This is a genomic window from Candidatus Poriferisodalis sp. (assembly GCF_965215815.1).
Taxonomy (GTDB): domain Bacteria; phylum Actinomycetota; class Acidimicrobiia; order Acidimicrobiales; family Poriferisodalaceae; genus Poriferisodalis.
Genome location: NZ_CBDCEO010000012.1, coordinates 902,879 through 923,724, shown reverse-complemented (window position 1 = coordinate 923,724; position 20,846 = coordinate 902,879). Strand labels below are relative to the sequence as shown.

The window sequence follows — 20,846 nt, the reverse complement described above, 5'->3', positions numbered from 1 at the left end:
ATGCGACACAACGCGACCCGCCATCGTCGAGCTGCATTCCTACGACACCCCCTCGATATGGTTCGAAGACACGGACGTCGACCCCGACGTACACGCATGGCTCGACAGCGAGACTGGGCAGAATTGTGGGTGATGGGTACCACCGTGAGCGTCAAGCAATGGCCGCGAATCGACGATGAGACCTTCGACGCGGAGGAGGAATTCATTCTCTATGCAGGTTGGTGCCCGGACCTCGACTGTAAACAGTGTGCCCGAGTGGGTTGAGCCGGGGAGGGGCGCGGTGAACGAGAGTCCGAGAGTCGTGCGGTCCATTCCGACCTACGGCTTCGCCGGATATAGGGCGAGCAGCTTCGCGCACGCGGTGGGGTGGCCGGGCCTCGCTGTGACGTTTGTGTCCTTCTTCGTGCTGGGCATATTCGGCGAAGCGGGATACCTGGCCGTGGCGGCCTTTGTGGTCTCTGTCGACCTGTGGGCACTGAGCCGTGTGCACTCGAACCCGACAAGGGACCCGGAGGGCATTCGCACGGGCTCTGGAAAGCGAACAGATCGAATCGCGTCAGGAATGCTCTGGGCAGGTCTACTGCTCGTAGCGGTGGCGTGCGCCTCGATCGCGGCAAACGACGCTGAATTCCGAGTCGCGCATCTCGTGGCGAGACCTCTCGCGACTGTCGCGCTGCCTTTGAACATCGCTGCCATCAGCACTGCACTCCGTCGAGAGCGACTCGTCGAGATGGCGACCGAAACAGTGGTATGGAGTCTGGAGGATGACGACGGGTACTTATGGAGGCGTTGCCTGGCGCGCTGTATCGACCTCGTGCTTGTTGGAGTGGGAGGATCGTTTCTCGTGCTGACGGACTGGTGGAGCCGATACGTCCCGAATCTCGGAATCGAGGGCGGTCGGGAATTCCTGGGTGCGCTGCTGGTTCTGGTCGTGTACGAGTGTTTTTGGGGATACGCCAGGGGATCGATCGGCAAGCGGGCCTGCGGGCTTCGCCTCCGCAGTGTCCCAGGAATCAGAGGGTTCCGAGCTGCGATTTGGCCTGTCTCGCGAGCGACGGCGTTTCTGGCCACCGGCGCAGCCGTCTGGCTCGCGACGTTTCTCACGGAACGAACAGGCTCGACCGAGGCACAAACACTCATGGCGATGGTCATCCTGCCGTTGCCGATGATGCTGCTAGTCCATCCGGAGGCCCAAGCCGTGTACGACGCCGCAGCAGGCTGTCGCGTCACGCGCAAGAGAGAGCGGGTGCCCGCAACTCTCGCGAAAATCTGAGGCCCTGCCGGGCCGACGGACTCGCCGCTCCCCCGGCTGTGTTTCGACAGTTGACAATGGATCTTAGGTCGAGTCGCGCAGGTCGGGGCGGGCTGAGTCGGGCTACAGCGACGGTCCGCTGCTCGATCGTCGCTGGCTTCGCCGGCTGGGGTAGGCGCTGTCGAGCCTGTCGGCGGCGAAGTAGCCCATGGCGGGTGTGTGGAGATGAGCGGGCACGGCTTGGGTGAGCAGGTCGAGCAGCTCGGTCTCGGTGCGGATGCCGAGCCCTCGGATGAGGATTTCGCAGTCTGCTTCGTCGATCGGCCGTCCGCTCACGAGCTTCATGGCCAGGACGTAGCGGTCGCCTGCGGAGTCGATGACGAGACTGTGGCCGGTGTAGATGCGCTCGGGCTCGATCGGGAGGTTGACACGTTTGAGCTTGGCGCCGTCGTTGAGCCAGTCCGCTCGCAGGCCGCGATGGCGGCGGCTGATTTCCTCGACGGAGCGACGCAGCCGATCGGTCATGCCTTCGGAGATGACGTCGACGTCGGCTGTGAGTCTCGAATCCGATTTGGTGGCGATGACGGCGCCGCCGGCAATGTGAAGATGGAGCTGGTCGACAACGCCGCTTTGGGTGAGCAGCTCGTCGAGCTCCGCGAAGTACCGCAGCATCTGTGGTGCGGCGAACAGGGACTCCACCGCTGTGGTGCGGCGATCAGCGGAAGCCATGCACCCGGTAGTCGTCGAGAGCGGTCGGCACGAACCAGACGTTGTGCCGCTCGCATGCCGGCGGCGCGACCGAGCGGACCCATGCGTTCCATTTGGTCGCAGCGAGCCGCTGCTGGGTCAGCGACACGGGCCGATCGGCTCGGTGGGACGCCACCCACGCGGGAGGGCTCAGATTGTCGCGTTCGCACAGCCCGTCCACTACCGCAGCGATTCTGGCGAGATCGAAACGACGCGGTCCGAGCCGATGCCAGGGACGGTGCGGTAGCGGAGCGTCGGCGACCATGCGGCGGCACCGAACGTCATCGGACGCTGCCCAGTCCTTGACGAACTGGCGGAGCGCGACGACACGGCCACGCCCGTCGTCATCCGCGATCAAAGCGGGCAGGTGGCAGGCGCGCAGAAGCCTCTCGGGAGGCTGCACTGTCGTCACGCTGGGGACCTCGGTCACAGTCGAATCGTAACTGCGAGCCGAGCCGGGCAGCGCGGCAGCTCGTTCTGCTGGCTCACGGGCGCGAGAATGCGGCCGCATGCGCGGACGTGGTCGACTGCAGGCCGGTCTCAGACGCTGCCGAGGAGCACGGATTCCGCTTCGAGGCGCTGACTCCCTCGGCTGCTGTTCGACTGTTGACAATGGTTCTTAGGTTGAGAAGCACAGTCTTGATTTTCCAGTGTGGATCGCCCGTGTGAATGCTTGCGGTGCTGATCGCAATAGCGAATCCTCAGGTGCGATCATCCGACCAACAGCCCGTACAAGGCAGCGTTCCTGAGAGTTCCGCGTGGTGCGGCCCACTGATGTCCGGCTGCACGAGGAACCGAGGCCACAATTCGGTCACGGCGAACAACAGGGCTCACCAAGGGCTCGCCGCTCGCGAATCACTACTTCGGGCGAGGGGCTAAGGGGAACGGATAGTTGCTGGCCAGAGGCAATTCTCGGCGTCAGTTCCCTAATTGTTCCCATCAATCGTCTTGGGTTCACTGCTAGTACGCAAAGTCTCGCGCCCGTTCTGCGCCGGTGTCAATGGCCAGTGGGATCTGCCCAGTGGCGGACAGTAGAACTGCCCGTTGGTGGCCAACAGAACTGCCCGGTGGTGGCCAGGTGTTGTGCCCGTAGCTCAGTTGGTCAGTGGCGTCACCCCCTTGCCGGCGGTGGCTTGGGTGAGGCGGATGCTGTCGCCGGCGGTCATGACGATGTGGGCGTGGTGCAGGAGCCGGTCGACGGTGGCGTTTGCGATGGTCTTGGGCATGAGTTCGTCGAACCCGGCGGGGTGAAGGTTGCTCGACAAGGCGATGGAGTGTTTCTCATAGGCAGCGTCGACGACGCGGTAGAGCGCTTCGGCGGTCTCGGTGGCGACGGGGAGCAGGCCGATGTCGTCGATCACGATGACGTCGGCGCGCATGATCCGCCGGATCGCTTTGGCGGCGGTGTCGTCGGCGCTGTGGCGGCGCACGAGCGCGCCGAGGTGCTCGAGACTGAACCAGGACACTTTGTGGCCGGCATCGACGGCGGCCTGGCCGAGCGCTTCAAGGAAGTGGGTCTTGGCGGTGCCTGATGGTCCGCACGCGACGAGGTTCTCGTGGCGGTGGATCCATTCGAGGGTGCGCAGCGCCCGCTGGGTCGGCGCCGGGATCGAGCTGACGGTTCCGTCCCAGGCGTCGAAGGTCTTGCCGGTGGGGAACCCGGCCGCTTTGCGCCGGGCTCGGATTGAGGATGCTTGACGGCCGGCGAGCTCCTCGGTGAGCAGTGCGCGCATTGCTTCGGCCGGTTCCCAGCGTTGTGCTTTGGCGGTGGCCAACAACTCCGGTGCTGCGGCGCGCATGTGGGGCAGGCGCAGGGTGCGCAACAGGTCGACGACCTCGTCGATCGGTGCTGGGTTCATCGGTCGCCTCCGAGGCGACCCCAGGCGGCGGTGCCGGGCTGCAGCGAGTGCACGTCATCGGCGCGTCGGCGCTGTCCGGGCGGGTCAGCGGCCAGGATCGAGGCCAGGTCGCCGTCTGCGAAGCGGCCGAACATCGCGGCGGCACCGAGCGCCCCGTCAAGCCGCTCGGCGCCGTGCAGTCGGGCAAGGGTGACGGCTTGGGCCATCTTGACCTTCATGCGGGTCGTGCCCGCAGCAGCTGCTTCAACGAGCCAGGTGCGGGCGCCGTCTCCGATGGCGCCGAACTCGGCCTCGGCCGCGCTCGTCGGTTTCGGACGCCGCCCGAGCGGCCCAGCCGGGCGCGGCGGGTAGTGGGCGTCGTCGATCATCGGATGCCCAGGCGTCGAACGCTGGTGGCGGGCAACCTCGATTGGGCCTGACGGTGCGCAGTGGGTGACGACGAGGTGGTCACCGTCCACACGCACCCACACCGTCTCATCGGCCAACGTGTGCGGGACCGAGTAGGTCACGCCGCCGAAGCTGATCGTGGAGCTCCAAGAGACTTTCCGGGTCTCCCCGAGCACCGCCGTGTATGGGGCCTCGGGCAGGCGATGCAGCCGCTGCTGCTCCTCGAGGACCATCTCGACCGGTGCCCGCCGGGTCACCCGATGCTCACGGCCGTTGACCTCGGCCATCCACGCCTCGCACGCATCGACCAGCTCGGCCCAGCTGGCGCAGTCGCCGCGCAGGTTCGCGTCGGTGGGCACCAAGTCGGCCTTGGCGACCCGCACCGTCGCCTCTGACCCGCCCTTGGATTCAGGGTCCGCCGGCACACACGTCGCGATCGTGATCCCGTAGCGGCCGCCGATCGCGACCATCTCCGGATGCCTGACCGGCACCCCCGCGACGTGGTCGATCGTGACGGTGCGCTCGTTGTCGGTCAACCAATACGTCGGTGCACCACCCAAGGCCCTCATCGCCCGGTCGACACAGCCGATCACCGTCGCCAACCTGCGATCCCAACACGGCACCACCACCCGGAACCTCGACCACGCCAACCACGCACAAAACAGATTCGTCCTTCGGCCCGCGATGACCGGACCGGTGCCCCAGTCCCACTGCGCCCACATCCCAGGCTCGCCGATCCACGGCCGATACACCCGCCGCCGACCACGGCGATGGTTGGCCTTCACCTCCGCCACCGCCCGACGCACCGTCCGGGCCGAACCCTCGAACCCCAACGCCTTCAGCTTGTCGTGGCAACGATCGGCGCGGATCTTGGCGTGCGACCGCTCGACCCACTCCTCGATCTTCGCCAAGAACGGATCGATGATCCGCCCCCTGCGCCGCGGCCCGTCGCCGGCCAGCTCGCCGGCATCGCGCTCAGCGACATAACGGGCCACAGTGTGATGAGACACCCCGGCCAGCTCACCGGCGCCACGCAACGACCCAGCCAGGTCGAACGCTTCCAACATGTTCATGATTTCCTCGCGAGACTTCACTCGCTCCTCCAACTCGACGGTCACCGTTGTCGTGACCGGCCATTCGAGTAGGAGGAGCACCCCGCCGCGGTGGACCCCGACGGGAAATGGACTTCAACGCGGGCAGTCCTGTTGGCCGCCGCCGGGCAGAACCGTTGGCCCCCAGCGGGCACCTACATGGCCGCCACTGGGCAGGATCTCATGGCCGCCGACACGCCGGGTTCTCGATGATGTCACTTGACGGGTGGATGCCATGTCAGCACTTCCGGCAACGCTCAGTCGTGGGTGTCGCCGACGAGCGGCTTCATGACTCCTTCAGTGACTTCGAGGCTGATCCTGCCGTAGTTCCCTCCGCTTCGGCGCGTAGCTGGAGCGGTCACGTTGCTGGGGATTCACCGTCGTCGGGCCGTTTGGCCGCCCAATCCTCCGGATTGTGGATCACCCATGTGCTGGGATCGGCATTAGTAGTCGGGTCGAGCAGCGCAGCAGCGGCGAGCATTGCCCCTGCCTCGCCTTTGGGGGCGTCAGGAGGCAGCTCGCCCTTGTCTTCGGGCGCCACTAGCGCGGAAGCGATGAGGCGGGCCGACTGAGCGCCTGCGCGACTCGCTGTCATGACGGCGTGAATCATCGCGAGATGTGCGCGTTGGTCCTCGGGCATGTCAGAGTCGATGATCTGGGCGCACTCATCCAAGTAGGCCGCCGTGGCGAAACAGTTCTCACCGCCGCGCTCGGCAATCAGATTGGCGCGTTGTCGTGTTGCGGAGGCGCACCTGCGCGCTGCTTCAGAGTCGAGGCGAGTCGCATCGTCGTGGTTCGTCACCATTCCTCCTGGAGTGTCGTCCTGCGTTCTTGCCCCTTTTCGCGTCAGGGTGTCAAAGGGGGACGCCTTGAGCGGTGTGACGGTAGTGCGCTTGTTGTTCGTCAGGTGTGTGACAGTCGCGTGGGTTTGGTGTCGCTGAGTGGTCTGGCGGGCGAGCCGCCCGGGAATCGGCTGGAGCGCCGTAGCCGTGTCGGGACGCTGGCGCCGGTGCACGGGTTGTCGTTTGACGCGGGCTGTGGACGGTCGGGCGGATATGTGATCCGGGGAGATCCCGCCCTGTCCATGGTCGCGGCCGGGCCCAGCGGGCGATCGGCGGGATCGCGTGCGGGCGAGAATGGTTCAGCGGACCTCTGGCCAGACCGGGATAGCTTCAATCGGCCCGGTCAATCGGCGATGAGGAGCACGGCGCGTGGGTTTGGACTGGTCTGATCTCAGAGCTCTGAACGGTTCTCAGCGTGAGGGCTTTGAGGAGATTTGCAGCCAGCTGGCGCGGCTTGAGGCACCGGCGGGCGCCGAGTTCTTTCGCAAGGGCAGCCCAGATAGCGGTGTGGAGTGCTATTGCGCGCTCGAAGACGGCTGCGAATTGGGCTGGCAGGCGAAGTTCTTCCGCGGGTCGTTGGGTGATTCGCAGTGGAGGCAGCTGGATCGATCGGTGAAGTCAGCGCTGGAGGCGCATCCGAGGCTGGTCAGATATTTCATTTGTGTCCCCCGTGACCTTTCTGACAGCCGTCGGGCAGGCATCACCACGGCAATGCAGAAATGGGAGCAACGGGTCTCCATCTGGACGACCTGGGCGCGTGAGCGTGACATGAAGGTCGAGTTCGTGTGGTGGGGCGCGTCTGAGTTGACAAGGCTGCTGTCGCACGACAGTCAGGTCGGCCGTCTTCGGTTCTGGTTCGGCACCGGTGGACAATTCAGTAAGGAGTGGATCAACCAGCAGCTTGAGCGGGCCATCGAGGTGGCCGGGCCGCGGTACACGCCCGAGGTTCATGTCGATGTGCCGATCGTCGAGGACTTCGAGCTGTTCGGCCGCACTGAGGCCGCGGCGGCAAGAGTGCGTGAATTGGGCAAGGACATCCGTCAGACGTCGGCCTCCACGCTGCGAAGGCTTGCTAGCGAAGAGACACATGACGCCATCTCGGAGCTGGCTGAGGCTGTTGAGTCGGTCGACCTCGTTGTCGCTGAGCTGTATGGCGTGCAGTGTCCCGCGCATCAGAAGTGGTTGCTGTCAGGGATCGCGTCGACAATCGACGATGCCGAAGTGCAGCTCTCCGCGTGTCTCGCACCGTTGTCGGCGAGGGCGGAAGCGCTCGACGAGCGCGACCAGGCCGAAGAGGTCGAACGCAGGAACCGGCCAAACCCATACTGGGACGCTGTCAGGGAAGTCCGTGCTCTGGGAGACGCACTGTGGAACGCCTCGGCGACGCTCGAACGGTATGAGAGCGTCGTCAACAGCGATCTGTTGATCGTCAAGGGCAAAGCTGGGTCCGGCAAGACACACCTATTGTGCGATATCGCGACTGGGCGGCTGGCCGAAGGGTCCCCGACCATCGTCCTGATGGGCCAGCAGTTCACGACGACTGAGCTCCCGTGGCTACAGGCACGCGCTCAGCTCGACCTGACAGATCTCTCTGCGGAGCAGTTCGTGGGCGCCATGGCGGCCGCCGCGCAGGCCGCCGGCGCCAGGGCGCTGTTCATGATCGACGCGATCAATGAGGGAGAAGGCCACGCGATCTGGCCGCCGCATCTCGCTGACTTTCTTTCCCGTCTGAGAGCTTCCCCGTGGATCGGTGTCGTCTTGTCGGTTCGTTCGCCCTTCATCGACCACATCGTTCCCGATCCGGTCAGGAGCACAGCCCATGAGGTGACACATCACGGCTTCGCTGACGATCCCTACGCCGCGGTCGAGCGGTTCTGTGAGCACTACGGATTGGATTTCCCGGCGACACCTCTGCTGCGACCCGAATTCGGCAACCCGCTGTTCCTCAAAACACTCTGCGAGGGTCTGCGCAACCGCGGCGAGCGCAGCATTCCCGTCGGAACTGAGGGCGTTACCACTGTCTTTGGCAGGCACTTGGACGCGATCGAAGCGACGATCACTGACAAGCTGGACTACGACGCGCGCGATCGCATAGTCGCCCGGGCGCTCGACGCCGTGGCCTCAGAACTCGCCGAGCGTGCAGCCCGCTGGCTTCCCAGGCGCAGGGCCCGGGAACTTGTCGATCCGCTGGCACCGAGAAGCGGCTATCGGCTTTCGCTGTATCGAGCGCTCGTCGACTCCGGGTTGTTGTTGGAGAGTCCGGGGTCCGACCGCGACGACGATTGGAGCGTCTCGTTCGGCTATGAGTGGTTCGCTGACCATCTGATCGCCAAGCACCTCATCGCCCGGTGCGGCGACGCCGAAGGGCTGGCCTCCGCGTTGACGGGAGAGCAGGCCGAGAGCAGCGTGGACGGCTGGAATCTTCGGAACGCGCCCCTTGAGGCGCTGAGCATCTTGTTGCCCGAGCTGCTCAGCGTCGAACTGCCATCAGCCCTCGCGGGTCACGGCACGGACCGCGGCGTCAGGCGCGCCTTCTTGAGCGGGCTGCCATGGCGAGACCCGGCTCGGATCGGATCAGACTGCCGGGAGCTGGTCGTCGATCTGTTGGGTGCGGCATTCCACCCGGGCACCGGGGAGGCCTTCGACGCGCTCATGGCGTGCGCAGTCGTGCCTCATCATCCCCTGGGGGCGGCACTCCTCGACGAACATCTGCGGCGCGTTGGGATGCCTGACCGCGACGCTGTCTGGTCCCATTATCTGTTTCGCGCATATGGGCGCAAGGGGCCGCTGGACCGTCTCCTCGACTGGACAGAGAAGCACCCCGAGCGCGTCACCGTGCTAGATGACGAGACTGCAGAGGCGTGCGCTGTCGTGTTGGCGTGGTGTCTGACGGCCTCGCATCGCTTCGTTCGCGATCGCGCTACCAAGGGCCTTGTGGCGGTGCTGACCAACAAGATCGCGCTGACCCGCGAACTGGTCGAGCGCTTCGAAGACGTGGACGATCCCTACGTGCGAGAGCGAGTCATGGCAGCCGCGTACGGCGTGGCGATGCGCTCAACTGACGCCCGAGGACTCGCCCCGCTCGCTGAGGCTGTGTATCGCTTGATCTTCGCGCACGGCAAACCTCCGGCACACATCCTGTTGCGAGACTACGCACGCGGTGTCATCGAACGCGCACAGCGCCTCGGCGCCAGCATCGCCGTGGACACGAGCCTTGTAGTGCCCCCGTATCGCAGCGATTGGCCCCACATCCCAGATGACAGCGAGACGGAGAGGCTCGATCCTCCTATCCGACAAGACCAGCCCGAGCTAACGAGCACGCAGAGAGCGCAACGAATGATCGCATTCTCGGTGATGCACTGGGACTTCGCCCGCTATGTGATCGGCACCAACGCAGCGTCGGCATCGCCTCATTGGCTGTCCGTTCCGATCACAGAGCCTCCCTGGCAGTCACCCGCAGAGCGCGCCGAAGCGTTCAAACGGCTCCTCGACCCCGAACCCAAGGAGATGTTCGAAGCACTGTGGAGTCCTCCTCGCACCAGCACGAGCGGGGCCTTCGCAGCGGCCCTCGGCGCTCTGCTCCAGGCCGAATCTGACGCTGCTGAAGAGCCGGTTCTCCCATTCACGGTTGAGGAGCCCGATCTCGATCCTGAGCCCGGGGAGCGGTTCCTGGCAGCGCTCAGCGAAGAACAGCAGACCGCATACCAAGAGATCAAGGCCGCACGCGACGCTCCAGAACCCCGCCTGAGCCTCGAGGTCATTCAGCGCTACGTGCTGTGGAGGGCATTCGACCTGGGGTGGACCATCGAACGCTTCGGTGACCTCGACTGGCGCATTTCCAACTCGGACAGAAACGGCCGCAGCGACACTCGCAAGCCCGAACGAATCGGCAAGAAATACCAGTGGATCGGATACCACGAGATCCTGGCGCACATATCGGACCGCTTCCAGTATCGGGCTCGCTACGACGACGAAGCACCCACACACGAGTACAGCGGAGCGTGGCAACTCTCCGTTCGCGACATCGACCCCTCCGCCATCGTTACCCCCGCAACGGCACATGGCGAGCGGCCTGGGACGCCCACCAGATGGTGGACGTCCCAGGCCGCTTCGATCGCTTCCCCCGATGACGTGGACGACTTGCAGTGGCTGCGTCGCGAATCCGACATTCCAGACCGCGGTCAGCAGCTGCGCTTCATCGACCCCGAGAGCGGGACCGCATGGATCAAGCTCCAAGGCATGGACATCTGGCAGTCAGCGCCGCCGACGGGCTACGACCGCCACGAGGTCGACCAACGGGAGATCTGGCTGTACGCGTGCGGGTATCTCATCGACGCCGCCGACGTCGAAGCGTTCATCGCCTGGTCCGAAGCTGTGGATTTCTCGGGTCGCTGGATGCCAGAACCACCACGGAGCTATGAGCTGTTCTTCGGCGAACTCGGGTGGAGCGTTGCATCCCGAGCGCTTCTCGGCGACCACTTGGGAGTCCAGCAGCCAGAGCCGCGCGACGGTCCGCAATGCCCGATAGCGCTCCAATCAGCCGCATTCGAATGCAGCGCCAACGGCGGCGAGTACGACTGTTCATTGGCCCACAGCGAGGACTTCTACCGACCCAACCCCGGCCTGACCGAGGCCATCGGTCTTCGATGGACCGGCTACGGCGCCGACTTTGTGCACGAAGATGGCACGCTCGCGGCGTTCGATCCATCGGCCCACGACGACGGTCACGGCGCTCTGCTCATGCGGGAAGAATGCCTTGAGCGCTATCTCAACGAAACACAATCGGCTCTCGTGTGGGCCACGATCGGCGAGAAACAAGCCATCAAGCCCCGACACCGTCGGGATCCGTGGGCAGGGATCCTGCGGATCACCGACGCGGCCGCCTATGAAGGCGGGCGCCTATGGGGACATCGCACGACACGCCTCGAAATATTCGATCGTGACCGCTAGCTGTCGCGGTCATCGAGGTTGGCAGCAGGGTGACGGGCTGAGCCACCTTTGCGCGCCCGGCAGTCGAAAGACGCCCACGAACCCAGAAGGTGGCTCGAGGTCTCACGCTTGGGGGGAAGGCATAGACGCGGGCTAAGAGTGTTCTTCTGCGCTAGTTCCCGAGCGGTTCCTGTTGCTTGTGCGCGTTCAGCTCCGGGATTTGGAGTCTCGCCCCCAGCATTGCGTTTACTCTTGACAGTCTGGCTCTCCCGAGAGCCAGCCATATCCGGGCGTCTGTCGGCTCGCCGTCATGGCCGTCCCCGGCCGAGTCGGAGCGTCCCCGCGGATTCATCGGGCGGCTTCGAGGCCCCGTGCGATTCACTCTTCCCACACGGTCCCAGTCGTGTCCGAGGTTGAGCAGATGTTCCTCTCATGGCTCGTCTTGGGGCCAGCCGTCGCGGCTTCGTTGCTCGCAGGCTCTTCACTGGTCGGAACCCCGGGCGCACCTCGTGGAATGCGGACATCACCGGCGTCCCTGAACCCGACTGACGGATCGGCGCTTCGGTACCGTGAGACCATGCCCGCAGCCAACGGGACCCCGATGCTCACCGGTGACAAGCGGCAGCTGCGCGCCCGTGACCTCTGTGCGCTCCTCGCCGATGACGATGGCCGCGGCCGCCTCGTCGACATTCGGCAGTTCTGCAAGGACTGGGCGGCATCAGACGATTTCCGTCGCCGCGAGATGATCGCCGATGCGCCCCGGCTACTTCGTTGGCGGCATCGGATCAGCGCGCGGCGCTTCGACCTCCGACGGATCGCCGCGGTAGTCGACGCCCTGTGCGACCGCGACGATGTGCCAACCCCGCAATGTGTCACTTCGCGCCGCTCACGCCGCCCGGTGACGTTCGCACAGCCGCGGTTCCCCGCGACTCCTTGGAACGATCACGTCAGATCGGTAGCGCCGCCCGCGTGCGCACGACACAACGTGTGGTTCCGGCCTGTCGACCTTGATGATTACCGGGTGCATGGATTCCGCTGATCACTGCTCCGAAATGAACGACGCTGCGTTCACCGCCGCCGAAGTACAGCGCTGATTCGCCGAGCCGGCGCATTAGGTCGTCCAACACGACGCCGCCATCCCTGGAGAGATCCGGGCCATGTTCCGCAGGGCCGGCGTCCGCATCATCCCCCACGGCAACCGCGACGTCGTAATAACGCCGGCGGGGAGCGCAGCGACGGCCGAGGCCTTGTCGCACAAGCGCTGCATGTGGACGACTGGCGGACGTTGATCGAGCAGCGGCACATCGACTGGCAGCGGGCCTGCGCCGACGACGTCGAGGGGGCACGCGACAGAAGACAACGACATCAGGCCGAGCCGCCGGTCGTCTGAGGCCTGAGCGGCGACATCGCCAACGGGCGGGTAGGTGCCTGACGCCGGCGCCGAGTCCGACTTGGGCCATGCGTGGTCGTGCTGCACCTGGCGCCTCAGGGCTGCGGAGCGGCGAACGGTACCTACTCTCAGCACATGATGGTGATTTACCGGGAGATCATGAGCCTGGCGTTGGCCGCGCCGGCGCTGGGCGCACTTCTGCTGTGGGTTCCGCATCGACAAGATCGGGACGACTTTCGATACAGCGGCACCCATGACGGAACGCGGCTGGCCGGGGCACTGGCCGAGGCGCTGATGGGGAGGCTGGCGATGGTGCCAGCCGTGGTGCTACCGCTGCTGGGAGCGGCGCTTGTCGTGTTGGCGTTCGTGCACGGCGAGCTGAGCGATGTCACGGAGGGGTGGTGGTACGCACTCGATCCGAGGGGGCACATCTTGGAGCCGTGGAAGTGGGCGCTGCGGCTGGTCTATTGCGGCATTGGCGCCCTGGTAGTCGCCGGCTGCGGATTCGTGGCGCGGCCCCGCGGCCGGCCCGCCGTGCCGCAGGCATCAGTGCTGCTGGGTATTCCCGACTCGAGGCTGGACTGGCCCTGGCGGAGTTTCGGTGGGCCACGGCAATGGGCGGCCTACAGCTGTGCCGTGGGAAGCTGGCTGCTCACCGGATGTGTGGTGCTGATGGTGCCGACCCTTCTGAATCTGATGGTGGCGGTTCTAGGGGCCCAAGAGACTGCAGCGACCGTCGAAGCGATCACGAACGTCGTCAGCAACCAGGAGTGAAACACTGGCCTGTGCGACCAGACACCGCGGGGCGAAGTCGTCGGGCTGCTGATTCCTGGTGGGTTGCTGGCTGAACGTTTCAGATGCTCAGGCCTCAGCCGCGACCATCGCGGCGACGCAGCTCGGTCTCAAGCAATTGGGATTTGTGTGCGCGCCTACCTGAGCGCCGAGAAATCGAGATCCAGTGATTCGCGCCACAGCCTGACTGATTCGCTGGCGTTCGCCTTCGCCTGAATGGATGGTCAGGGTCCGTGGCTATGCAGGCTGTGTACGTCTGGCCCCACACCGCAGCTTCGGTGCGCTGGTGGCTATCGCTTGTTTGCAAAACTGTTTTGAGCCATTCGAGAGGGTTTTTGACCGGTGAGCAGCCAGAGCAGGATCAGGAGTCCGGCGATGTCTGTGCTGTAGCGGGCGGCCTGCGACGTGGGATCAGTCGTCAGCGAGCAGCTGGTTGATTCGCATAGCGCTTTGCTGTGCTTCGAGACCACGAGCCTCTTGGCGAGCCTCTTCGGCTTGTCGCTCTCGTTCTTTTTCTCCTCGTCGGACGCGGGCCTGTTCATTGGCTGTTGCTATGACACGTCTCAGTAGGTCGAGCTGCCATTCTTCGACGTCTTTGAAGGTGGTGCCCACAAGGATGATCCGATTCGCTTGCGCCTTCAGGGTGGTGTCGGGGGCAGCATCAGTTGTCGCTCTCATGGCGTGTTGCCAGAGGGTGGTGAGAATGTCGGGTTCGTCGGAGTCGACGGATCGATTCAGTTCGAATGTGACATCGTAAGTGTCGGGGTCGCCATACCAGCGTTTGCTGCCGAGCGAGACCGGAGTGGTCTCGTCGCGGACTTTGACCAAACGGAGATCGTCCATGAGCGGCAGGCTAACGACGACTGATTCCGCAGCCGACTGCAACAGCGGCGACGCGATGACCTCTGGCAATAGCGCCTGTGTGTGATTAGGGGCCAGGATTCTCTCGTTCGATCCTGACTGCTGTGGCGAGTGTGACATAGAACATAGCGATGGCCCTGCACATGTTGCCGACTCGTGGGCGTCCAAGCGTATAGGCGATGCCAGCGATGAAGCTGGCGGTGGTTCCGGACCACCAGAGAGTCTTGGTGAGTTCGGTGAGAAAACTGGGCATGGCGCGTGACGGCAGCTGTTGCGGATGCGTTAGCGGCGCTGTGAAGCCACGCCGATGAGTCCCCGAAGCAGGCATCGACGGCTGGCTTGGCTCCGGTGAAATCGAGCGAAGCAAGCGGCTGGAGCTAGTAGGGGACCGGCGGGATGTCGACGCACGGCTTGCTGTATTCGCCGTCGAGCACGGATTCATCGCCTAAACAGCCTGGCGCGAGGCCGGGGCATCAGCGGAGTCACCTGCCGGGCGGGGACTACGCGGGGACAGCAGCGGCTGATCTCCGTGGATGCCAGCTCCGGAGATCGTGGCCATTCTGCGTAATCAGACTTGGCCCGCACGATTGACGGCCTGTTCGTATTCCGAGAGCAAGTGGAAACCAGCGGCGAAGATCGGTCCCCGAAAGGCCTTGCTGACCTCCGCAATTGGATGCTCTGGTATCTGCGCCTGTCGCATCACGATTGTGCTGATGTTGGCGACGGCCGTCATTGCTCCGCCGACTGATGCCAGCTGAAGACGCTCCATGAGATCGTCGGGGTTGTCTTGAGTCATCATGATCCAATCGAACACGAGGTTCGGGTGGGTCAAGTTGCTCATGATGCTCCACACAACAGCGCCTCCGTCGACGCCGTCGGGCACTGGCGGCATTCTTGGAGTTAGGGGGTCGTCGGCGCGCAACTCGATGTAGCCCAGATACTCGTCCCTGCCGAGTCTTGGTCGGTAGTCGTCCTTGCCCGTGACTTGTCGGATGTCGCGCTCATGGCGCCGCAGGATTATCTCAGCTGCTGAGTTGACCTCTTGACTGAAGACTCCCAGAACTTCGTTTAGCTCGTGGCGCATGAGAATCAGCAAGCGATGGATGCGTGTGGCGCCATCCAACTCTGGGTTGCACAGCCAGAAGGCCTTCCACAACGATTCATTCGCTCTTCGGCAAGCAGCAATGGCGCTATGGAGGCCAAGGCCGTTACGCATCGTCTGCAAAGCACTTTGGATCGACGCGCACGCAGCGACCAGCCTGGCAGATAGGGCACTGCGGTAGTGATCGGCCAATTCGGCATCGGCTCGCAGAGGCGGAAAGCAGATCGCGGCGTCCGGCGGGTCATCGATCTCATGAAGGGACGCGTATGCATGAATCCCAACCGCTGGGATCACGTGCTGGGGTAGCACGCCCTCGCAAACGGCTTCATGCCAGTCTCTCGAAATGCTGTCGATGAGATCGCCAAGGTCCGAACTTGGGCTCGGATCGTCCATCTCGTGCCGGCGTCCTCGCTGTTCGATGGGAGGGATCGGTTGCAGAACGAGCCGTGAGCCTAGCCAGAGCTATCTGCTCCAGAGCCGCCTGTCGCTCCAGCGCCAAGTCACGAGCGTCACGTTGTGAGGCGACGGCAAGCACTCACCATCCGACTGCACATCGTCGCCAATCAGCGCTCGAGTCCGGTACGACCGGCAGAGCATGGACGGCATCGCACCCAACAAGTCGGCCGCGATATGGGGCGGACTTGTCGAGTCCGCGGACGAACGCACGCCATGCCGGGCAGAACGCCGCGGCACTGTCGTTCGCATGAATCGCAGGACACCTGACCGTCCCCAGCTAAACGCCGAGCTAGCGGTGCCGCTGCGGCGCTCGGGGACGTGGCACCCAGACATGATCGGCGCCTGTCTGATGCACGTATTCGACCGGCTGCATGACACCGGCGAACTCGAATCAGCGGGGTTCATCGGCCAAGTGCTGGTCGAAGCGCCGCGCGGCGGGGATCCCAAGACGATCGCGGACACTGTGGGCGCCGAGCGGTCAACCGTGCGCCGCATCGGCAGAGCCGCCGATGGCCCCGAACGCCCATGACGCCTGACCGTCGCGCGGGGACTGACTGCTAGCCCAGTTCTGCGTCGTGAGACAAGCGGTGAGGCCCGGGGAGTCCGACCATCGCCCTGGCACGCAGTCACGGTGACTGGCGTCCGCGCCGACTCTTCGCAGGGCTCAGCGGGTGGCGGACTCGCGCTGCCGCCAGCTCAGGCTGGGCCAGCAGCGCTCCGACGAGGAGTACGAGCACCGCTCGGAACCTGCGAGGCGGGAATGTGGTCGCGAGGTCTGACTCCGGCGTCCGGCAGGCCATTTCGCAATCGAGGTGGCCATGACACCAAAGCGACGGCAGGAGCTGGATGGGACCGTTCCGCTCCATAGAGCGAGGCCGACGGTGCAAATCGAAGCTCTGTGGGACCAAACCCTTCGCTGCGGTCGTAACGGCGTCCCCGACCCGAGCGTGGCCATGTCCATGAATCCCGAAACAAGCATTGCAACAGACATCGCGAGGCGCGCTGACGTCGGTCCTCGAGAGCAGGAAGATCTCACAGCAGCTGCGGCCGACACGCTGATGAATACCGCCCGGTGTGTTGGGTTGGTTGACTACGCCACGATCGCCGTTGCTCATGTCAGCCGTAGCCATAACCCATGCACTTATGCCGCGATAGCGGGGGAGGGTTGAGATGGTCCGCCGGGAGCCCTTTGAGTTCACGACCGAGCGAGTGTGGGACGACACTGGTGTACTCGCTGACGACGCTGTAGCTGATCTGTTGATCGTCGGCGACGTGCACGGCGACACTAAGAACCTCTCCGATGCGGTCGGTCTAGCTATCGACGTACGGGTGCTGCGCGCCCTTGACCTCTGCGCGCTCATCGCTGATCACGATGGCCGCGGCCGGCTCGTCGACATCCGCCAGTTCTGCAAGGACTGGGCGGCGTCTGAGGGTTCGCGTCGCCTCGAGATGATCGCCGATGCGCGCCGACCGGTTCGTTGGTTGCATCGGTTCAGCGCCCGGCGCTTTGACCTCCCCCGGATCGCCGCGGTGGTCGACGCACTCTGCGATCGCGACGATGTGCCGGCCCCGGAATGGGTCGGCTCGTACCGTGCGCGCCGCCCGGTGACTCTCGCACAGCCGCGGTTCCCGGCGACTCCTTGGAACGATCACGTGAAATTGGCAGCGCCGCCCGCGTGCGCACGACACAACGTGTGGTTCCGACCTGTTGACCTAGATGACTACCGGGTGCACGGTTTCCGCTGATGCCAGCTCCGAGTCGGCTGGCGCTTCGTTCGCCGCGGCCGATCTACTGTGATTGCCGGTCATAGGTGCGTCTTGCACGGTCCGTGGTGTGCCATGTTGATCCGTCGACTCCAAAACCATGCGGTCGTAGTGACATCTTCTCGGTACGGTCGGTTGGGCAAGTCTGAACGGAAGCGGGCCATGTTCTCGAGCAGTCATGTGGACATCGCGACGCGTGCTGAGGTTGGTCCTCGGGATCGGCAGGAGGATCGCGTCCGCGAAGTTGTGAGTACTGATGGGTCTTGGGTGGTGGCGGTGGCGGACGGGCTGGGTGGTCATCCGTTCGGGGATGAGGCTGCGCAGGCGGCTGTGGATGCACTGCCGGGCCGGATCGCCGATTCCGTTGAGATGGTCAGGGCGTTCGACGCGGCAAATGCGGCGGCGTGGGCGTTGCATCCTGAGATGCGCAGTCCCGACGAGGGTCTGTCGTCGGTGATTGCGTTGACGACGTTGGTCGTAGCGGCGTGGACCCCTGAGGGCGGTTTGTTGGTGTCGTGGGTGGGTGACTCGATGGCTTTCTTGGTGCCGATTGGGGGCGGGGCGGGTTGGCACAGCACGCCTCATGGCGGGCCGATGGGCTTTGTCAGCCGAGGCGTTGGCATGTTCCGCGCGAGCCGTGGCGACAGCTATGAGTTGCCGCCTGGGCACTTGGAGAATCTCAGCGACGATGTTCCAGCGGCGCGCATCGCCCAGTGGATCGGTGAACAGGGTCTGCTGGTCGTGTTGGCGACCGATGGTCTGTTCGACCCGATTCTGGTGGCCCATGATCGGGGCTGGTTCGGCGATGATCGTGATGACCTCAGCCTCGGCTTCGCGTTGCCAGCCGATCGGCGGGGTTCTGCTGGTGATGTCGTGGACACGCTGATGTGCACCGCACGCGATGTGGGTTTGGTCGATAACACGACGATCGCCGTGGTCCGCATTGGCGATGGCCTTGTCGCGACTTCGGGTGTTCCCCCGGCGGGGGAGTCTTGAGATGCGCAGGTGGGAGCCGTTTGAGTTCATCACTGAGCGGGTTTGGGACGAGGCTTCAGAGCTTTGCGCCGATGCGGTGTCCGAGATGCTGGTGGTCGGCGATGTGCATGGGGACACGCAGAATCTGACCGATGCGATCGATCTGGCGTGCGATCTTGGCGTCGGGGCGATTGTGCAGATCGGCGACTTCTGGCTCGCTGACTCGCACTGGAGCCGGCTGAATCCGCTGGAGTCGGAGTTCATGTGGGCAGCCCACGACTCGCGTGTGCCGATCGTCGTGGTCGACGGCAACCACGAGGTATGGCCAGCGCTTGGCCGGTACGCCCTCACTCCTGCCGCACAAGCAGCGATGGCATCACGGCGGCCGCTGCATCTGGGCGGGTCGATCTGGTGGGCGTGGCGCGGCAGCACCTGGTGCTGGGGCGGGCGGAGGTTCGGGGCACTCGGCGGAGCGGTGTCACCGGACCGGCGAGACCCTTCGGTAGGCGGGTATCGATGGGACGAGGAGGCCACCACCCAAGAAGACCTCGAGCGGCTCATCGCCAATGTCGATGCCGAGTTCGGCGGCAGTCTCGATGTGCTGTTCACCCATGACGCCCCTGGGCAGGTTCAGAATCTCGAGTCCGGCATGAGCGGCGTCCCGTGGGACATCCAGCAGGCAGCCCACGACGGACGAAAACTGCTCGGGAAGGCCGTCGAGCACACCGGGCCTGCGTTGGTGCTGCACGGCCATTGGCACCGCACCAACCAGGAGCGAATCAGCGACACGACCGAGGTGTTCGGGCTCAGCGCTGACGGGATGCCCAACAGCACCGCCTGGCTCACCACGAGCCCCGAGCTGGCTGTCAGCTATCTGAGCTGATTCGACGACGGCCGCTTCATGTCGGCTCAGATGTGTGACCGGGGCATCATCGTGGCGGTGTGGATGTCGATGGGGGCAGTTCGTGGTGCCATTGGCGGACCCAGTCTCGTAGCTGTTCGTACTGCGAGTCAGGGATCGGGAACGTCTGGCGTGGATGACGGTCGAACACCCCGACGGCGTCGCGCAAGTGTTCGAGGCTGAACCCTGGGTCCTTGTCCGCCGCAAGCTCGTAGAGCTCGTTGAGGTCGAAGCGAGCGGTCAGGGCGCGGACGTCGAGGAAGTCGCGTGGCTCGGCGCGGCCGAACAGGGCCAGCAACTTGTCGCCTGCGAGATCTTCGGCCGCGAGGACGCGGCCGTGCGGGGTCGTCACCGGTGTGAAGGCTCGCGACGAGATCCCGACATCGATCGACATCTCGTCGTCGCCGTCGGTCACCTCGAGACGCACGAAGTCCGCGCTCGACCGTGCCGTGTCGACGCGCAGACCTTCGCCTAGGAGGGCCCTTTGGGCGGCTTCGGCGAATATGCGGACGTCGACGACGACGGGGGAGAAGTAGTCCAAGTCGGTGGTCGCGCGGTCGACGATGCCGTGCAAGATGAGCGCGCCGCCGCCGGCGAGGGCCACCATGTCGGCTTCGGGCAAGTCCGCGACGATGCGACACACGCGCAGCTGCAGCGGTGTGAGCACAGCGTTATGCGATCAGGTCGCGGTCGCGCAGCCAGCGGTCCCAAGTCTCGCGGACGTGAGGCGAGAGCCACATGCCGGGCCACATCTCGAGGAGATGATCGACGTCGATGTAGCGGCGCATGTCGTCGGGTGTGGCTTCGGTCATCACCAGCTGGTACACGTACATGCGGTCTCGGCGGTCGTCGAGATCGAAGTGGCCTTGGCCGCTCCATGCGATGCGGTTGGGCAGTTTCACTCGGCCGCGCAGGGGCGCGACGGTGCGGTCGGCGAGATCGTCGGGGATCTCGACAGGTCGGGAAAAGCGAGTCGCTGCCATTCCCGCTCAAGTGTAGAAACCTGACAGGGCGCAGCTCACCGACGATTCCAGCCGCTTGGCCAGCACGAGTCGCGGTGCCGGCTTGGGGCGCGTGGATTCGGAAACCAACAAATCTCTTCGCTGTTGGGTTGGCGGCGTGTGATGCTGGAGTCTTGGCCCGCCAACAGGCCCAACGTGATACGCGAACGACAACCGACACCCCCATTGCACCTGGGAGCCGGCAGGAAGCGGTGCTGGTCACCCATCGCGCAGCGATCCGCCGCGTCGCGAAGGACCGCAAGGCGACCTCGATCGCGTTGATCGGGTCGGTGGCCCGCGGCGAGGACACCGACAACAGCGACTACGACTTCCTGGTCGCGTTTGCGACCCGAGCGAGCCTGTTTGATATGGCAGGCCTCCAGCTCGACTTGGAAGCGCTCCTCGGCGGCGACGTGGACGTGGTCTCAGCAGGCGGGCTCACCGAGCGTCACAGCGACATGCTGAGCGACGCGATCGTGCTGTAGGCCGCCGACCGA

At 64.7% G+C, this 20,846-nt stretch carries 20 protein-coding genes; 10 read left to right on the top strand and 10 right to left on the bottom strand.

Translation table 11 applies throughout. The features are described 5' to 3' along the window. The first annotated feature begins 280 nt into the window (after window positions 1-280). Window positions 281-1,273 carry a hypothetical protein gene (locus ACOOHB_RS06110; protein WP_420443912.1) on the top strand — a complete coding sequence of 331 codons (993 nt, stop codon included), beginning with the start codon at window positions 281-283 and terminating at the stop codon, window positions 1,271-1,273. A gap of 102 nt (window positions 1,274-1,375) precedes the next feature. Here ACOOHB_RS06110 and ACOOHB_RS06105 read toward each other — a convergent pair whose 3' ends face one another. The 4 genes from ACOOHB_RS06105 to istA all read right to left on the bottom strand — a co-directional run bounded on the left by ACOOHB_RS06105 (window position 1,376) and on the right by istA (window position 5,339). Then, window positions 1,376-1,981, bottom strand: coding sequence for a hypothetical protein (locus tag ACOOHB_RS06105; protein WP_420443911.1), 606 nt, complete (start codon window positions 1,979-1,981; stop codon window positions 1,376-1,378). Beyond that, window positions 1,968-2,429: a hypothetical protein gene (locus tag ACOOHB_RS06100; RefSeq protein ID WP_420443910.1), complete on the bottom strand. Its 462-nt coding sequence runs from the start codon at window positions 2,427-2,429 to the stop codon at window positions 1,968-1,970. The genes ACOOHB_RS06105 and ACOOHB_RS06100 overlap by 14 nt, the downstream gene beginning before the upstream one ends. 664 nt (window positions 2,430-3,093) lie before the next feature. After that, window positions 3,094-3,858, bottom strand: a complete 765-nt coding sequence (istB, locus tag ACOOHB_RS06095; protein WP_420443909.1) for an IS21-like element helper ATPase IstB — start codon at window positions 3,856-3,858, stop codon at window positions 3,094-3,096. Continuing rightward, on the bottom strand, window positions 3,855-5,339 hold the full coding sequence (istA, locus tag ACOOHB_RS06090) for an IS21 family transposase (protein WP_420444672.1): 1,485 nt from the start codon (window positions 5,337-5,339) through the stop codon (window positions 3,855-3,857). The genes istB and istA overlap by 4 nt, the downstream gene beginning before the upstream one ends. Before the next feature lie 69 nt (window positions 5,340-5,408). Between istA and ACOOHB_RS06085 the strand changes: the two genes are divergently transcribed. Next, a complete protein-coding gene (locus ACOOHB_RS06085; RefSeq protein ID WP_420443908.1) occupies window positions 5,409-5,549 on the top strand; it encodes a hypothetical protein in 141 nt (46 codons plus the stop codon). Between the two features lie 145 nt (window positions 5,550-5,694). On the opposite strand, the gene ACOOHB_RS06080 is transcribed toward ACOOHB_RS06085, so the two are convergent. After that, complete coding sequence (locus ACOOHB_RS06080; RefSeq protein ID WP_420443907.1) at window positions 5,695-6,138, bottom strand: hypothetical protein; 444 nt, start codon at window positions 6,136-6,138, stop codon at window positions 5,695-5,697. Between the two features lie 409 nt (window positions 6,139-6,547). On the opposite strand from ACOOHB_RS06080, the gene avs2 reads away from it, so the two are divergent. Both avs2 and ACOOHB_RS06070 read left to right on the top strand, forming a co-directional pair. Next, the gene (gene avs2, locus ACOOHB_RS06075; RefSeq protein ID WP_420443906.1) at window positions 6,548-11,128 is read left to right on the top strand and encodes an AVAST type 2 anti-phage system protein Avs2; all 4,581 of its coding nucleotides are present in this window, start codon (window positions 6,548-6,550) and stop codon (window positions 11,126-11,128) included. Window positions 11,129-11,684: 556 nt separating this feature from the next. Next, window positions 11,685-12,146 carry a hypothetical protein gene (locus ACOOHB_RS06070; RefSeq protein ID WP_420443905.1) on the top strand — a complete coding sequence of 154 codons (462 nt, stop codon included), beginning with the start codon at window positions 11,685-11,687 and terminating at the stop codon, window positions 12,144-12,146. Window positions 12,147-12,218: 72 nt separating this feature from the next. Here ACOOHB_RS06070 and ACOOHB_RS06065 read toward each other — a convergent pair whose 3' ends face one another. Continuing rightward, window positions 12,219-12,584, bottom strand: coding sequence for a hypothetical protein (locus ACOOHB_RS06065; protein ID WP_420443904.1), 366 nt, complete (start codon window positions 12,582-12,584; stop codon window positions 12,219-12,221). Window positions 12,585-12,632: 48 nt separating this feature from the next. Here ACOOHB_RS06065 and ACOOHB_RS06060 point away from each other — a divergent pair, with 48 nt between their 5' ends. After that, window positions 12,633-13,271, top strand: a complete 639-nt coding sequence (locus ACOOHB_RS06060) for a hypothetical protein (RefSeq protein WP_420443903.1) — start codon at window positions 12,633-12,635, stop codon at window positions 13,269-13,271. 429 nt (window positions 13,272-13,700) lie between these two features. Here ACOOHB_RS06060 and ACOOHB_RS06055 read toward each other — a convergent pair whose 3' ends face one another. Next, window positions 13,701-14,132, bottom strand: coding sequence for a hypothetical protein (locus ACOOHB_RS06055; RefSeq protein WP_420443902.1), 432 nt, complete (start codon window positions 14,130-14,132; stop codon window positions 13,701-13,703). A 586-nt stretch (window positions 14,133-14,718) separates the two neighbouring features. Further along, complete coding sequence (locus ACOOHB_RS06050; protein ID WP_420443901.1) at window positions 14,719-15,645, bottom strand: hypothetical protein; 927 nt, start codon at window positions 15,643-15,645, stop codon at window positions 14,719-14,721. A gap of 202 nt (window positions 15,646-15,847) precedes the next feature. Here ACOOHB_RS06050 and ACOOHB_RS06045 point away from each other — a divergent pair, with 202 nt between their 5' ends. The 4 genes from ACOOHB_RS06045 to ACOOHB_RS06030 all read left to right on the top strand — a co-directional run bounded on the left by ACOOHB_RS06045 (window position 15,848) and on the right by ACOOHB_RS06030 (window position 19,330). Next, on the top strand, window positions 15,848-16,237 hold the full coding sequence (locus ACOOHB_RS06045; RefSeq protein WP_420443900.1) for a hypothetical protein: 390 nt from the start codon (window positions 15,848-15,850) through the stop codon (window positions 16,235-16,237). Between the two features lie 641 nt (window positions 16,238-16,878). Further along, window positions 16,879-17,454 (top strand): hypothetical protein, encoded by a 576-nt coding sequence (locus tag ACOOHB_RS06040; protein WP_420443899.1) that lies wholly within the window; start codon window positions 16,879-16,881, stop codon window positions 17,452-17,454. A gap of 180 nt (window positions 17,455-17,634) precedes the next feature. Then, complete coding sequence (locus ACOOHB_RS06035; protein WP_420443898.1) at window positions 17,635-18,468, top strand: protein phosphatase 2C domain-containing protein; 834 nt, start codon at window positions 17,635-17,637, stop codon at window positions 18,466-18,468. Window position 18,469: 1 nt separating this feature from the next. Beyond that, window positions 18,470-19,330: a metallophosphoesterase family protein gene (locus tag ACOOHB_RS06030; RefSeq protein WP_420443897.1), complete on the top strand. Its 861-nt coding sequence runs from the start codon at window positions 18,470-18,472 to the stop codon at window positions 19,328-19,330. A gap of 46 nt (window positions 19,331-19,376) precedes the next feature. On the opposite strand, the gene ACOOHB_RS06025 is transcribed toward ACOOHB_RS06030, so the two are convergent. Both ACOOHB_RS06025 and ACOOHB_RS06020 read right to left on the bottom strand, forming a co-directional pair. Further along, entirely contained in the window at window positions 19,377-20,015 is a 639-nt protein-coding gene (locus ACOOHB_RS06025) for a nucleotidyl transferase AbiEii/AbiGii toxin family protein (RefSeq protein ID WP_420443896.1), read from the bottom strand. A 4-nt stretch (window positions 20,016-20,019) separates the two neighbouring features. Next, window positions 20,020-20,331, bottom strand: a complete 312-nt coding sequence (locus tag ACOOHB_RS06020; RefSeq protein WP_420443895.1) for a transcriptional regulator — start codon at window positions 20,329-20,331, stop codon at window positions 20,020-20,022. Window positions 20,332-20,561: 230 nt separating this feature from the next. Here ACOOHB_RS06020 and ACOOHB_RS06015 point away from each other — a divergent pair, with 230 nt between their 5' ends. Further along, window positions 20,562-20,834, top strand: a complete 273-nt coding sequence (locus ACOOHB_RS06015) for a nucleotidyltransferase family protein (RefSeq protein WP_420443894.1) — start codon at window positions 20,562-20,564, stop codon at window positions 20,832-20,834. Window positions 20,835-20,846 lie beyond the last annotated feature (12 nt).